At 64.4% G+C, this 13335-nt stretch carries 14 protein-coding genes and 1 pseudogene; 7 read left to right on the top strand and 8 right to left on the bottom strand.

The genetic code is table 11. The annotated features are described in order from the left end of the window. The first annotated feature begins 14 nt into the window (after window positions 1–14). From cls to J7J08_RS06590, 4 genes are all read left to right on the top strand, one after another. Window positions 15–1484, top strand: coding sequence for a cardiolipin synthase (cls, locus tag J7J08_RS06605; protein ID WP_214902928.1), 1470 nt, complete (start codon window positions 15–17; stop codon window positions 1482–1484). Window positions 1485–1549: 65 nt separating this feature from the next. Then, on the top strand, window positions 1550–1834 hold the full coding sequence (locus J7J08_RS06600) for a hypothetical protein (RefSeq protein ID WP_214902924.1): 285 nt from the start codon (window positions 1550–1552) through the stop codon (window positions 1832–1834). Then, entirely contained in the window at window positions 1831–2574 is a 744-nt protein-coding gene (locus J7J08_RS06595; protein WP_214902922.1) for a pyridoxine 5'-phosphate synthase, read from the top strand. The genes J7J08_RS06600 and J7J08_RS06595 overlap by 4 nt, the downstream gene beginning before the upstream one ends. 345 nt (window positions 2575–2919) lie before the next feature. After that, window positions 2920–4011 (top strand): PA0069 family radical SAM protein, encoded by a 1092-nt coding sequence (locus J7J08_RS06590; RefSeq protein WP_214902920.1) that lies wholly within the window; start codon window positions 2920–2922, stop codon window positions 4009–4011. A gap of 811 nt (window positions 4012–4822) precedes the next feature. Here J7J08_RS06590 and J7J08_RS06585 read toward each other — a convergent pair. Beyond that, window positions 4823–5338: a hypothetical protein gene (locus J7J08_RS06585; protein ID WP_214903109.1), complete on the bottom strand. Its 516-nt coding sequence runs from the start codon at window positions 5336–5338 to the stop codon at window positions 4823–4825. A gap of 43 nt (window positions 5339–5381) precedes the next feature. Here J7J08_RS06585 and J7J08_RS06580 point away from each other — a divergent pair, with 43 nt between their 5' ends. Together J7J08_RS06580 and J7J08_RS06575 are read left to right on the top strand one after the other, a co-directional pair. Then, window positions 5382–6512, top strand: a complete 1131-nt coding sequence (locus J7J08_RS06580) for a helix-turn-helix domain-containing protein (RefSeq protein WP_214902918.1) — start codon at window positions 5382–5384, stop codon at window positions 6510–6512. 207 nt (window positions 6513–6719) lie between these two features. After that, window positions 6720–7664, top strand: coding sequence for an alpha/beta fold hydrolase (locus J7J08_RS06575; RefSeq protein WP_214902916.1), 945 nt, complete (start codon window positions 6720–6722; stop codon window positions 7662–7664). A 67-nt stretch (window positions 7665–7731) separates the two neighbouring features. On the opposite strand, the gene J7J08_RS06570 is transcribed toward J7J08_RS06575, so the two are convergent. Next, a complete protein-coding gene (locus tag J7J08_RS06570; protein ID WP_251006468.1) occupies window positions 7732–9081 on the bottom strand; it encodes a PAS domain-containing sensor histidine kinase in 1350 nt (449 codons plus the stop codon). A gap of 189 nt (window positions 9082–9270) precedes the next feature. Beyond that, window positions 9271–9672, bottom strand: coding sequence for a GFA family protein (locus J7J08_RS06565; protein ID WP_214902915.1), 402 nt, complete (start codon window positions 9670–9672; stop codon window positions 9271–9273). Between the two features lie 559 nt (window positions 9673–10231). Here J7J08_RS06565 and J7J08_RS06560 point away from each other — a divergent pair. Next, the gene (locus J7J08_RS06560) at window positions 10232–10540 is read left to right on the top strand and encodes a helix-turn-helix transcriptional regulator (RefSeq protein WP_214902912.1); all 309 of its coding nucleotides are present in this window, start codon (window positions 10232–10234) and stop codon (window positions 10538–10540) included. 490 nt (window positions 10541–11030) lie between these two features. Here J7J08_RS06560 and J7J08_RS06550 read toward each other — a convergent pair whose 3' ends face one another. The 5 genes and pseudogenes from J7J08_RS06550 to J7J08_RS13365 all read right to left on the bottom strand — a co-directional run. Beyond that, complete coding sequence (locus tag J7J08_RS06550) at window positions 11031–11411, bottom strand: tautomerase family protein (RefSeq protein ID WP_214902907.1); 381 nt, start codon at window positions 11409–11411, stop codon at window positions 11031–11033. Between the two features lie 77 nt (window positions 11412–11488). After that, window positions 11489–11839, bottom strand: a complete 351-nt coding sequence (locus tag J7J08_RS06545) for an RcnB family protein (RefSeq protein ID WP_214902904.1) — start codon at window positions 11837–11839, stop codon at window positions 11489–11491. A 252-nt stretch (window positions 11840–12091) separates the two neighbouring features. Further along, window positions 12092–12355 carry a tautomerase family protein gene (locus J7J08_RS06540; RefSeq protein WP_214902901.1) on the bottom strand — a complete coding sequence of 88 codons (264 nt, stop codon included), beginning with the start codon at window positions 12353–12355 and terminating at the stop codon, window positions 12092–12094. 98 nt (window positions 12356–12453) lie between these two features. After that, the gene (locus tag J7J08_RS06535; protein WP_214902899.1) at window positions 12454–12774 is read right to left on the bottom strand and encodes a SymE family type I addiction module toxin; all 321 of its coding nucleotides are present in this window, start codon (window positions 12772–12774) and stop codon (window positions 12454–12456) included. A gap of 316 nt (window positions 12775–13090) precedes the next feature. Continuing rightward, a pseudogene (locus J7J08_RS13365) lies at window positions 13091–13284 on the bottom strand (2OG-Fe(II) oxygenase); the annotation flags it as partial. Window positions 13285–13335 lie beyond the last annotated feature (51 nt).

The raw sequence follows: 13335 nt of genomic DNA, 5'->3' as shown, positions 1-13335 counted from the left end.
GCTATGATCCGCGCATGCTTGCCACCTACCCCGCGCTTGCCGACTGGCTCCACTGGCTGGACGCCGTTCCACACCTGCGCCCACTGCTGATTGCCGCCTACGTGCTGTACCTGCTGTGGTTGATCGGCTGGATCATGCTGCAGAAGCGCGAACCGGTGGCTACCCTCAGCTGGATCCTGTCGCTGGCCGCGCTGCCCTACCTGGGGCTGTTCGTGTACTACCTGCTGGGCCCGCAGAAAGTGAAGCGGCAGCGCCTGCGCCGGGGCCGCGCACGCTCCGGCATGGAGCACTACAGCAGCGTGTGCCCGCCCGATGACGACTGCACCGAGCTGGCCAAGATCGCCCAGGCCACCACGGGCCTGGCGCCCAGCTCGGCGACGGAAGTGGAGTGGCTGGTGGATGGCGCGCAGACCTACGCCGCCCTGTTGAAGGCAGTGGCCCAGGCACGCGACCACCTGCACGTGGAGTACTACATTTTCAATCCCGACCACGCCGGTACCGCGCTGCGCGACGCCCTGGTCGAGCGTGCCCTCGCCGGCGTGCGTGTGCGCCTCCTGCTGGATGCAGTGGGCTCCTCAAGCATCCGCAGCGCCTTCCTCAAGCCACTGCTTGAAGCAGGTGCCGAAGTCGCGTGGTTCCATCCGCGCCAACTGCTCAAGCCATTCAAACGGCCGTGGATGAACATGCGCACCCACCGCAAGCTGGTGGTGATCGACGGCCGCGTCGCCTTTACCGGTGGCATCAACATCACCGACGAAGAAGACGAAAGCCGTCGGCCCGATGCCTACCGCGACCTGCACATGCGCCTGGCCGGCCACGTCGTGCGCAGCCTGCAGCTGGTCTTCATCGAAGACTGGATCTATGCCACCGGCGAGCCGAAGGAACGCTTCAACATCGCCCAGCTGTGGCCCAACGACATGCCCGGCCGCCAGGACGGCGCGATCGACGCGCAGGTGCTGGTATCGGGCCCGGACTCGTCGTGGGAAACCATCCACCGCCTGCAGGTCGCCGCCATCCACGAAGCACGCGAACGCGTGTGGCTGGTCACGCCCTACTTCGTGCCCGGCGAAGCCGCGCGCATGGCACTGACCTCCGCCGCACTCGGCGGCCTGGATGTGCGCCTGCTGGTGCCCAAGATGAGCGACTCCTGGTTCGTCACCCAGGCCGCGCGCTCCTACTTCGACGAACTGCTGCAGGCCGGGGTCAAGATCTACGAATACGGCCCGCGCATGCTGCACACCAAGGCCTTCATTGCTGACCACGACGTGTGCATTGCCGGCAGCGCCAACTTCGACCACCGCAGCTTCCGGCTCAACTTCGAGCTCTCCATGATGATCAGCAACGACGCATGCGTGGCGGAACTGGAGAAGATCCTGGCGGCCGAATTCGCCGCCGCCAGCCCGGTACGCGACGACCGCCGCCGCTCGCTCTGGCTGCACCGCGTGCCCGAGGCGTTTGCCCGCCTGGCTTCGCCCCTGCTGTAGCCGCCCCACGTGGAACCCCGCCCTGCCCCGGCGCTACACTGCGCAGGTCAACGGGGAGAATGACAATGTATTGGCTGTTCCTGCTGCTGTCGCTGGGCTGTTTCACCTTCGCCATCAAGACACCGTCCACCGGCATGATGATGCTGTGGCTGGCCGGCGCACTGCTGTTCCTGCTGGCCTGGATCCGCGGCCGTTACCAGGCCAGCTTCGGCGGCAGCCAGCGCGATGCCGCCGGCACCCACGACATCTACAACGCGATCGACCCCGCCGAGCTGCGCCGGCTGCGCGAGCAGGCCCAGGCCCGCCGCGAAGCCGACCGCGACCCGAACGACCTTCCCCCGAGCCTATGACCCACCTCAGCGTCAACGTGAACAAGATCGCCGTCCTGCGCAATTCGCGCGGCGGCCAGGACCCTGACGTACTGCAGGCCGCCACCGCCTGCCTGGACGCCGGCGCCCACGGCATCACCGTGCACCCACGCCCCGACCGCCGGCATATCCACGCCGAAGACGTGCTCGCGCTCTCCGCGCTGACCACCGCGCGCGGCGTGGAATTCAACATCGAAGGCAACCCGTTCGCCCCGCCGCGCCCCGGTTACCCCGGCCTGCTGCCACTGTGCGCGCAGACCCGCCCGGCCCAGGCCACCCTGGTGCCCGACAGCGAAGGCCAGCTCACCTCCGACCATGGCTTCGACTTCAGCCGCGACGCCGAGCGCCTGCGCCCATTGATCGCAGAGCTGAAGCGTTACGGCTGCCGGGTCAGCCTGTTCGTGGACGCCGGCAACCCCGACCTCGCCCAGGCGGCAGCAATTGGCGCCGACCGCATCGAGCTCTACACCGGCCCCTACGCCGACGCGCACGCCGCAGGCGACGCCACCGTCATGCTCGCCCTGTTCGCCGACGCCGCCCGCCGCGCCCAGGCCGCCGGCCTCGGCGTCAACGCAGGCCACGACCTTTCCCAGGAAAACCTCCGTGATTTCCTGCAAACGGTCCCGAACGTCCTCGAAGTCTCCATCGGCCACGCCCTCATCAGCGAAGCCCTATACACGGGCCTGGACACCACGGTAAGGGGCTATCTCGCCCTGCTCTGACCACCCGGCGGTCGCTGGCGCCGCATCGGTAGCGCCGGCCGTTGCTCGGCCCACGCACTGCACAACCGTGCGGCATGCCCAACGCATCTGTTCCTGCGCAATCACGTAGATCCGGGCCCTGCCCGGATGCCTTTCGCGCACTCCAACAACGCACCTGGTCCCCCTGTGGATAACCCTGGGGAACAAACCCGAACGATTCAGCCCAAACCCAACAGGGCCGCACATTCCGCTTTCCTCCGGGCCTGTGGTTAGTAATACTACTAACCCAAGAGCGCCGCAAAGGCCTCCACCCTGTCCCGCTCAACGTCTCAACCCCTGAGACACCCAACCGATAGCCTCAACGCAATGGGTATCGCAATCAAAGGCCGTGGTTCCACCACGCACCTCGCAGGCCGCTTCGAAGTAACGGTCAGCGAAGCCATGGACGACGGCTGGGAACCGGAAACCAGCGAAGAATTCGCCGCCCCGCGCCTGCGCACCGAAGTGCGCGCCGAAACCGCGCGCAGCATCATCAGCCGCAACAAATCCCCCGACGTAGGCTTCAGCCAATCGGTGAACCCCTACCGAGGCTGCGAACACGGCTGCTCATACTGTTTCGCCCGTCCCTCACACGCCTTCCTCAACCTCTCCCCCGGCCTGGACTTCGAAACCAAGCTGTTCGCCAAGACCAACGCCCCGCAGCTGCTGCGCAAGGAACTCTCGCGGCCCGCCTACACCCCGCAACCCATCGCACTAGGCATCAACACCGATGCCTACCAGCCGATCGAGCGCAAGCTGAAACTCACCCGCCAGCTGATCGAAGTGATGCTGGAAACCCAGCACCCGTTCTCGCTCATCACCAAGAATGCCCTCGTCGAGCGCGACATCGACCTGCTCGCCCCGCTGGCGGAGAAGAACCTGGTCAGCGTGCACTTCTCGGTGACCTCGCTGGACCCGCATCTGTCGGCGCGCCTTGAGCCGCGCGCATCGGCCCCACACGCGCGCCTGCGCGCCATGCGTCGCCTGCACGACGCCGGCATTCCGGTGGGCGTGATGGTGGCCCCGGTGATTCCCTGGATCAACGATGCGGAACTGGAAGCAGTGCTCGAAGCATCACGCGACGCCGGCGCCAGTACCGCCGGTTACGTGCTGCTGCGCCTTCCATTGGAAGTGGCGCCCCTGTTCCGCGACTGGCTCGATACGCATCACCCCGACCGCGCCGCGCACGTGATGAGCACCATCAACCAGCTGCGTGGCGGCAAGGATTACAACAGCGAGTTCGGCACCCGTATGCGCGGCGAAGGCGTCTACGCCGATTTGCTTTCCAGCCGCTTCAAGCTTGCCCGCAAGCGGCTGGGCTTCGATGCGCAGAACAGCCATTGGCCGAAGCTGGATTGCACGAAGTTCGTGCGGCCGCTGCCGCCGCGCGAGGATTCGCCGCAGGGAAGTTTGTTCTAGACGCCGGCGTGCACGCACCGCCTTCTGATTGGTTCCGCGCAATCAAGATGCCATTTCCCGCCCACCGCCTACCGCCGGCCTGAACTCCATCAACGACTCGTCCCAGGTCAGCCCAGAAGAGTTCGATGCCCAGTTCAGCGCCAACGCCAGGGCCGTGTTCGGCCAACAGAACGTCGCGCCCATCATGCGCATCGGCGGCTGTGACTCGCGAGCATCGCCAATCGCTATGGATACCTGACAGAGCACGCAACCAGCAGGCCATACGTCAAGGAGCCGAGTACCGCTATAGCCATTACCCAAAAAAAGCTGAAACGGCCATCAAACAGCGCGCTGTACGCCAAGAAGAAGGATCCCCACGAGGCCATGAACTCGAACGCGTTGATGAGCAGAATGGCTGAAAACGGCACCCGAGGATAGCTTGACGAAGAGGAGCTCCCCAGCCTTCTCAATATCCAAAGCGCAACGGTGGGATTTCGAAAAACAAAAACAGTCATGCGCACCTTACGTCGAACAGCGGCGGATTCCGCGAGGCCAAACTCAACCAGCGCATCGGCTCTGTCCAATTCAAAAACCTGATCCCACACTGTGTAGTGGAGAGATAATCGCTTTGAGACACCTGGAAGTGTCGTCTGCGACCTCTGGCGCGCGGGAAGCGTCTTCGCACACGGCCCATGAGCCAGATTTCCGCCGATCAAGGACGGATGCTTTCGGCAACCGGAGATCGAGCTCACGGCAGCGGTAGAGGTGTGGACGGGCTTCCTACTCCTCGATCTGGTGCCGGCACCGACCTGATTGCGCTGCGGGCGCGCCGCTACAGGTTCATCTTCATGCGGCGGCACTTCGCAGCGGCGGCGAACTCAAGCAGCCAGGGCAGCACGGTCAGCACGCCCGCCGGGACAACCAGCGCTATCCAGACTGAAAGGGCGCGGGGCTGCCAGACCCACTGCCAGCCGGCGTCGGCCATGACAAGAACGCCCACTGCGAAGACCCACGGGCAGGCGTCCAGCACGCTGTGAACGTGCTGCTCCACCGGCGCGATGCGGCGCACGCCATCGGCGCTGGCCGTGTCCCAGTAAGCCAGCAGGACGTGCACCGCCGCCAACGCAACCAGCACCGTACCGAGCAGGCGGTTAGGCACAAAGGACAGCCACGCCAGCACGCCAGCACCCACGCAGGCCAGCTGCGCCCCATGTAGTGCGCTCTCGCGAACGCCCGAGGTCACAGGCAGATGGGTACGCCGGTGCAGATGGAAGTCCCCGGTACCCGCAAGGAGCCAGAGCAGATAAAGGCCGTAGGCCAGGTAAACCAGCGTACCGCTTTCCACCATCACTCAATTCTCCGCCGCCCGTTGCACTGTTGTGGCCCCGCGCATGTACAAGACGCGTGAATTGCCAACGAGGGCGATCCGGCCAATCGCGTGGCGGCCATCGCCAATCAGGCTCGCGACGTCATTGCAGGGCTTGATCCGTGTGGCGAGATCGCCACACTTGCAGCATCGACGACCAGAGGGCCTGTTCATGCGCGTTGCCATCCTTGCCTATGACGGCTGCATGGGGGCCGAGGTGCTGGGCCTGTCCGATCTGTTGCTGGTGGCCAACCGCCTGAGCGCGGCGCGTTTGCCGGATGCACCGCCGCCGTTCTCCGTCACCATCATCGGCGCCCGGGAGGGCGAGGTGCGCCTGGCGGGCAACGTGCGCATGTCGGTCGGCGCGCCCGGCCGCTTCGATCTGCTCGTCGTGCCCGCCTTCGACTTCAATTCATTCCAGGATATGGACGCAGCGCTGTCCCATCTGGAAGATGAAAAAGCGCTGATCCGCAGCGCCGCCGACCAGCATGGCGTCGCGGCAATCTGCGGTGGCAGTCTGCTGCTGGCCGAGGCCGGCGTACTGGCCGGTCGGCGTGCCACCACCGCGTGGGCCTTCGCCGACGAAATGTCGCGACGCTACCCGGATGTGGACGTACTGCGCGACGCCATGCTGGTGCGCGATGGAAGCATCATCACCTGCGGTGCATTCACCGCTTATGGCGAGCTGGCACTGCAGCTCATCCGTGACCGCGCAGGCTCAAGCCTGGCCCGGGCAGTAGGCCGGTTCAGCCTCATCGACGGCAATCGCGGCAGCCAGGCACCTTACCTGGATGCGCGGCTACGGCCAAAACGCCACGAATCCATCGCACGCACCGCAGCCAGCTGGTTCGCAACGCGCCTGGCCGAGCGCTACGAACTGGCTGCGCTGGCGGCCACCTTCCATCTATCGAACAGGACCCTGCTGCGCCGGTTCCGCGCCGAAACCGGACAGTCGCCGCTGGAACTGCTGCAGGACCTGCGGGTGGAGCGGGCCAGGCATCTGCTCGAAACCACCACCTTGAGCGTGGCGCAGGTTGCCATGGAGGTTGGTTACCACGACGTCTCCACGTTCTCACGCCTGTTCGCACGGCGCACGCATCTCACACCGGCCGTATTCCGCCGGAAATTCCAGACGCCCGACCACAAGGTGTTCTGAGCCTCTGCTGGGTGCTGGCCGGATTGCCCAGCGATCTGGCGGCCGCGCCAATTATGTTCATCCGCTCGGGCGACTAGCATTTCCCTTGTCACGCCGCTCCCGCGTGGTCACCAGGAAACCACCTTGAACGAGCACACGTGCCCCGCGCAGCCACACGCGCCTGCTGCGCCTGAAACCGCCGCCCCCTGGCTCAAGCCCAACCTGCGATTGAGCCTGCTGCGCGCGGCAATGCGCGTACTGGGTCGCATCAGTGTTCGCCACGCCGCGAGATGGATGGACCATCTGTGGTTCTCGGCACCCAGGACCAGACCGGTCGATACCGACCAGGCTTGGCTCGACAGTGCAACGCCGCTCACGTTCGACGTACACCGTCGCCCCGTGGCCGGCTGGGCCTGGGGTGACAGCGGGCCGACCATCCTGCTGGTGCACGGCTGGGGCGGGAACGCCGGCCAGCTGTGTTCGCTCGTGGCCCCGCTGCGCAGACAGGGATTCCGGGTGGTCGCCTTCGATGCACCCGCGCACGGCGCTTCGGCGCCCAGCCGCTTGGGCGGCAAGCGCGTGACCTTCTTTGAAATGGCCGAAGCCGTGCGTGTCGTGGCGGCCCGCGAACCGGCGCTGTACGGGGTGGTTGCCCATTCGGGAGGTTGCGCCGTGGTCGCATTGGCAATGCGCGAGGGGTGGCGCCCGCCGCCGCGGCTTGCCTTCATTGCGCCCTTCGCCCTGCCGTCGACCGCAATCAACAGTTACGCCCGCGCCATCTCAGCGGCTCCAGCCGTTGTCGATGCATTCCGCGCCAGGGTGCAGGCTTGGCTCGGGCACCCATGGTCCTACCTCGACATCGCCAACATTCCGCAACAGCAGCAACGCCCGCTGCTGGTCCTGCACGACCTGCAGGACAAGGAAGTGCCCGTGCAGCACGCACAAGCCATCCTTCGCACCTGGCCGAACGCCAGGCTTGCAACCACCCGTGGGCTGGGCCATCGCCGCATCCTGCGCGACGCTGGCGTTGCACGGGAACTGTCTTCGTTCATGGCGGCCTCAAATGACCGTGCGCAGCCTGCTGCCGACGCTACGCCTGCGGCCTCGCGCGATGAACTCGACCTTGCCTACGAGTCCAGCGGAGCGATCTGGAGCAACGCCCGACGGCGCTGAACCTTGCTACTCACGACGACGGTGCAATCCATGATCCTGGGCCCCGTAATACAACGTAGCCCCGGCGCTAGCGCACGAGCGTCGCCTGCTCCCTATTCACCCGCGGCAGCGCCAGCTCGAATCTCGCGCCCTCGCCCGGGGAGGAAATGATCTCCACGAAACCGCCGGCTTGGCGCACCGCGCTATGCACCTGCGGCAGGCCCAGGCCGGAGCCTTCGCCAGGCGGCTTGGTGGTGAAGTACACCTCGAACACGCGGGCCAGCACGTCCGGGGCCATGCCGGCGCCGGTATCGGTCACCGTCAGGGTGACGTACTCACCCGGGACCCGGGCGCCGCCGTCTGGTCCCGGTGGCACCGTGCGCTGGCCGGTGGTGATGCGGATGACATCCTTCGGCGTGCATGCGTCGCGGGCATTCACCACCAGGTTGAGCAGCGCGCGCTCCAGCGTGTTGCGGTCCACCATCGCGCAGCAGCCCGAATCGCAGGTATCGATCTCCAATTGCGCGCGTGAATCCACCGCGTGCACCAGCAGCGGCCGCATCGTCTGCACCAGCGCCGCAAGCTCGACCGACTCCGGGTGGTACGGATGCTGGCGGGCAAACCCCACCAGCCGTTGCGACATCTCCGCACCCTGTTCCAAGGCACTCTCCGCGACCGTCAGCAGATCGGTATTGCGGGCACCCAGCTCGTCGCTTGCCAGCACCAGATCAATGGCCGTGGTAGCCGACTGCAGGAAGTTGTTGAGGTCATGCACCACGCCGGCGAGCAGCTGGCCCACCGCCTCGCCCTTCTGTGCGTGTTCGGCGATCACTTCAGCCGCGCGCCGCGCCGCAAGCGCGAAGTCGAGGTTGCGCGCCGCCGCGAAATGCCGGACCTCCAACTCCTGATACGCCATGTTGGTCGCCACCAGGCGCGAATGGCTGCTGCGAAGGTCGTTGATCAGGCCGGCTTCGCGCCGGGCCGCATGGGCCAGCTGCGCGTCTACCGCCTCGATCTTCGCGTCGAACGACGCACCCAGCACCCCCGCAGCGGCCAGCGCCGCGTTGCGTGCGGTCACGTCCGAGCTGACCGCAATCAGCCCCACCACCTGGCCGGACACCTGCAGCGCACCGATCTTGACCCGCCAGTCCCGCATCGAACCGTGGAAATCCATGCCCAAGGCTTCAAACTGGGCGCGGCCATTAGCCACCGCCTCGGCAAGCGCTTTCTCCACAACGGGGCGCGTCTCGACGGGCCAGAAATCCCGCCAGACCTTGCCCATCACCTGCGACGGATGCGTGGCGCCCAACAGCTTCAACCCGCTGTCGTTGATGTCAACGATCACTCCATCCAGGTCAAGTTCCTTGATGCAGGTATCCGACAGTTCAACGATCTGCTGGTAACGATCCATTCTTCCCGGGTGGCTGTCCTTGTTCATCGGAACGAATTGTCGCCGGATTTACCGCAGGAACACCAAGCGCCGAGCCGCCCGCTACACGGGTCAGCCTGAACAATTCATCTGCACATGCGCCCGAAGCGGGTCAGAAACAACCACTGAGATGACGCGTGGCGGACGGCGCTGTCTACGGATCGTCGGGTGCCGCATGAAACCCACCGGACCGTGGGGTCAGCCTGCCCTGTCCGCCGGATGGTGGACCCCATCCTCCACGGGAACGTTGGGTATGGCGAAGGGGTTGATGCCCTCCAGGCACCCGACGTTGAAGCCGAACTGGTGAGGATTCGAGCGGCGCTGGTGATGCGTATAGATTCCGCAGATGCCGCAGAAGTAGTGCTTGGCGGTGTGGGTGTTGAACTCGTACAGCTTGAGGTGTTCGGCACCCTTCACCAGGCGGAGCCCGGACAACAGCACGGAAGCCACCACCGCCCCCTTGCGCCGGCAGATCGAGCAGTCGCATCGGCGTGGGCTTTCGATGCCGTTGGGCAGATCAAGCTCAAGCTCCACGGCACCGCAATGGCACGTGGCGCGGTGCGTGGGCTGGACGGGGACACCGCCAACTTCCTTCAGCATATGCAGCTCTCCTTGGCGCTACTCGAAACTTATCTGATGCGCGGTCCGCATCCATGTCGCATCCACAGGGCCTGTGAACCCCACCACGGCATCCACACCGCAGCGCGGACAGAGTGCGGTCTGATCCTGATCATCGCCATCGCACCACGCGTCGACGGCGCTGGGTGGGAACTCACCCCCCGGCGCTAGCCTGGATTGACCCGACAGCGAAGGTTAGCACCCGTCCAATCGGTGCGGTAGGGAGGCAGCTATTGGGCGCATTTCCGGCATGCCCACGTGATCAGCGACAGAGACACAAGGTGTCCAGCGCGTTGAACCAGGTTCGTGAACTACGCAATCGAGTCTTCCATCACGAGCCGCTGCTCTGGTTGATGCCGGACCTATGCGAGCAGCATGGCAAGAGCGTGACATTGGTTCGGTGGCTGGATCCGCACCTTGCGGATTGGTTGGCTCGCCATGACCGTCTTCCGGTCACCTGGGCGGATCAGAATCGAAGCTCAGTTGCGTAGTGCGCAGATCAACCTGGGCGGACCGGAGCAGGTCCATAAAGGAGCGACGTATGAAGTTCAGTCTCTCCACCCCCAAAGAGATTGAGGCCGAGTTCGCTGAGCGCATCCGGCTCGCCCGAATTGCCCGCCGTATGACGCAGGGCGAACTGGCCGAACGCGTGGGTGTTTCGGTCGGCACCATCCGCAACCTGGAGCGGTCTGGCGACTGTGCCTTCAGCACCATCATCAAGGTCGCACAAGCGTTACACCTGGAGCGCGGCCTCGGAGACCTGTTCAAGATCGGGGTGAATTCCATCGACGAACTGATCGAAATGAATCGCGCCAAGGACCTCGTGCGCAGACGCGTAAGCAGGAGATGATCAATGGCCGTGCGTCTACTGGATGTCATCTACGAGGGATGGGGCGAGCAGTGGCCTGCAGGACGGCTTGCGGACGATGGCCAACGCCTTCTGTTTGAGTACTCAAGCGAGGCAATGGGCGAAGGTCTACAGCTGTCTCCCCAGCTTCCCCTGCGGCCAGGGGTATTCGAGGGGTATTGCGCCCGGTACTTCAGCACATCAACTCCAGCAAAGCGGTGCGGTGAAAACACTTTCCCGGCAAACCTTGTGGCTCTTCGGCCAGCTCGAACGTGCCTTGGTCAAGAACTGCATGAGCCTTATCCGTCGATATGACATGAGCATACCGCTCAACAAGATAGGCACTGGTGGAGGTGCGCGTGAAGCTCGACGCTGCATCCCAAGTACAGGAGCGATTCTCGGGACGCCGATTCCCATGCCCATCGACAAGTAGGACAGCCTTGCCGCTCCCAGGAGGAACTCCCAGAGCTCATGCACAGGTTCCTGACACGCGTCACATCGCATACTGCGCCAGTCCATGGCCGAAGGACCAGTTCTCGCGCTTTACCTCCACCAGGTTGATGAAGACATCCTCAAGGCGAATGCCCACCGCTTCGTGCAGGCCATGGGCGACGGCGCTGTAGAAGTCCTTCTTCTGCTCCAGCGTGCGGCCCTCGTTCCAGGTGACCTGGATGCAGATGAAGTCGTCGGTGCGCGTAATGCCCAGGTAGCCTGGGTCATAGATGAGTCCATCCGCGTCGTGCTCCTGGATGATCTGGAATCGATCATCCTGGGGCACCCCGACGCTGAGCATGGCGTCGTACACCACCTGGCCAACCTTCTGCCGGTAGGCGGCGGTCTTGCCCTTGCGGAGGTCAATGCGGGCTAGCGGCATGGCGGGGTTCTCACGGAGGTGTGAATAGGCGTGTTCTGTAACGGAAGCCTATGCGGGTAATGACCCTGAGGGAACCCTCAACGATGCAAGGCGTCGATGATCACGCCGGTGGCGATCTCCACAAGCAGATACTCGGTATCGGACTGCCGGACCCAACGATGACCACGGCCAGGCGCATGCAGGCGATAGTGGGCGTAATCGTCTACCCAGTAGCGCCGGTCCACTTCACCCCAGGGCAGCCGGTCACCGCGGCGCCATGCCTTCTTCTGCCATCCCGGCGGTGGCGCTTCTCGGTTGTGGGGCCCACCGGCGTGGATGGGGGGGCCCTTGCCCTGCGCGTGGTGCGGCGGATCGGCCCAGGCGGGGGCAACAACCGCCAGCAGCGCTGCGGCGGTCAGGGTGATACCCAGCAGATGTCCGGTTTTCATACAGACCTCCAAGCCCAACCGCACCATGCGGTGTCATGGTGCGGAATATAGATCAACTGATGTGAACGAACCTCAGCTCCGTACCCGATGATGGGCAGCCGCCGGGTACCGGAAAGTAGCGCAGCCTGAACGCGTTCGTTGCCCATTTACTTCGGAGCAACCCCGCAGTCCATCTGGATCAACCGCGCACCTGGAAGCTGGCACCGGGTCCCGCATCTCTCCCTAATGCACCACGCTATAGGCGGCTTCTGGTTATTGGAAGATGCCTGAGTGCGTTTGCTCCAGCGTGCGGCCCTCGTTCCAGGTGACCTGGATGCAGATGAAGTCATCGGTGCGCGCAATGCCCAGGTAGCCTGGGTCATAGATGAGTCCATCCGTGTCGTGCTCCTGGATGATCTGGAATCGATCATCCTGGGGCACTCCGACGCTGAGCATGGCGTCGTACACCACCTGGCCAACCTGCTGCCGGTAGGCGGCGGTCTTGCCTTTGCGGAGGTCAATGCGGGCTAGTGGCATGGTGGAGTCCTCGCGGATATGCGTGCTCGGCAATGGAAGCATACGGGCTGACGCGGCGCCACTGCATCGCGCTGCGTGAGTCCGCCCAGCCTCGCGCCTTAGCGGTCCTTCACTTCCGCGCGCCACACGATGGGCTTGTCTGCCGCCGTGGCCTGGGTGTTGAACTGGCCGTCGTTCCACAGCGGCCTGACGGTGATCTGGCCGTGGACAACTTCAATCCTTATATGGACACCCACTTCAAAGCCGAACTTGCGCAGCCAGGTGCCGCGCAGCATCACAAAGGGGACGGGGCCAAAGTGGTCCCGGTCCCGCTCGCCGATCTGCGGCACGGCGCGTACGTTGTTTATCTGGCTGTACTGCGTCCACCTTTCGCGCGGGACGGGTTGGTCTTCAGTCGGCTGGGCCGGATCATTCTTCATGGTTTGCCTCCAACGGGGAATGGCCCTCGCCGATTAGGGCGAGGGCGTCGGGAGGTCAAAAACCGTACAAGACAACGGCGGGCGTATTCCCCCATTGAGGGTGTTGTATTAGCCACCCTCCCGACATGGGGCATCCGGATATTGCGTCTTGTGGAGTTTTTGAGCTCCGGCGCCCACATTGCAGACGAAGGTCGACCAACACAAAGCGATTGTTTCTGTTGGATTTTCAATTTCAGTAGGCACAGCCTACTGATTGACGCGTCCGCCCCGTTGCAGCATTCCGAATGGTGTTTCCCTGTGAACCACACCACAGATCTCACCCACCCCCGTAAAGCTTCTCCGCGTTCTGGAACAGCATCCAGCTTGTCGCAATGAACTTGCCTGCCTCCGACTAGTTTCCCCGAGCTCGAACTCGTTGTTGCGTTGGAGCGTCCATGCCAGGTGCCGGGGCAGGGCTTCCCCGACTGGGTCGCGTGGGTACAGCTCGAAGTGCCGATAAGGGTAACGGCCCCCCTGCCGCGTACGCCTGCAGCTTGATGGCGCCGGCTTGGACAAGGCGTC

This window comes from Stenotrophomonas sp. ISL-67 (assembly GCF_018612915.1).
Classification (GTDB): domain Bacteria; phylum Pseudomonadota; class Gammaproteobacteria; order Xanthomonadales; family Xanthomonadaceae; genus Stenotrophomonas.
The sequence above is the reverse complement of the archived record's forward strand: the minus strand, read 5'-3'. Positions and strand labels throughout refer to the sequence as shown.

Excerpts from the sequence above, each read along its gene's own strand:
- J7J08_RS06585 (WP_214903109.1), bottom strand. The coding sequence starts at position 5,338 with ATGGTGGAAAGCGGTACGCTGGTTTACCTGGCCTACGGCCTTTATCTG.
- J7J08_RS06580 (WP_214902918.1), top strand. The coding sequence starts at position 5,382 with ATGTACAAGACGCGTGAATTGCCAACGAGGGCGATCCGGCCAATCGCG.
- J7J08_RS06590 (WP_214902920.1), top strand. The coding sequence starts at position 2,920 with ATGGGTATCGCAATCAAAGGCCGTGGTTCCACCACGCACCTCGCAGGC.
- J7J08_RS06540 (WP_214902901.1), bottom strand. The coding sequence starts at position 12,355 with ATGCCACTAGCCCGCATTGACCTCCGCAAAGGCAAGACCGCCGCCTAC.
- J7J08_RS06595 (WP_214902922.1), top strand. The coding sequence starts at position 1,831 with ATGACCCACCTCAGCGTCAACGTGAACAAGATCGCCGTCCTGCGCAAT.
- J7J08_RS06545 (WP_214902904.1), bottom strand. The coding sequence starts at position 11,839 with ATGAAAACCGGACATCTGCTGGGTATCACCCTGACCGCCGCAGCGCTG.
- J7J08_RS06565 (WP_214902915.1), bottom strand. The coding sequence starts at position 9,672 with ATGCTGAAGGAAGTTGGCGGTGTCCCCGTCCAGCCCACGCACCGCGCC.
- J7J08_RS06535 (WP_214902899.1), bottom strand. The coding sequence starts at position 12,774 with ATGAAGAATGATCCGGCCCAGCCGACTGAAGACCAACCCGTCCCGCGC.
- J7J08_RS06570 (WP_251006468.1), bottom strand. The coding sequence starts at position 9,081 with ATGAACAAGGACAGCCACCCGGGAAGAATGGATCGTTACCAGCAGATC.
- J7J08_RS06560 (WP_214902912.1), top strand. The coding sequence starts at position 10,232 with ATGAAGTTCAGTCTCTCCACCCCCAAAGAGATTGAGGCCGAGTTCGCT.
- cls (WP_214902928.1), top strand. The coding sequence starts at position 15 with ATGCTTGCCACCTACCCCGCGCTTGCCGACTGGCTCCACTGGCTGGAC.
- J7J08_RS06600 (WP_214902924.1), top strand. The coding sequence starts at position 1,550 with ATGTATTGGCTGTTCCTGCTGCTGTCGCTGGGCTGTTTCACCTTCGCC.
- J7J08_RS06550 (WP_214902907.1), bottom strand. The coding sequence starts at position 11,411 with ATGCCGCTAGCCCGCATTGACCTCCGCAAGGGCAAGACCGCCGCCTAC.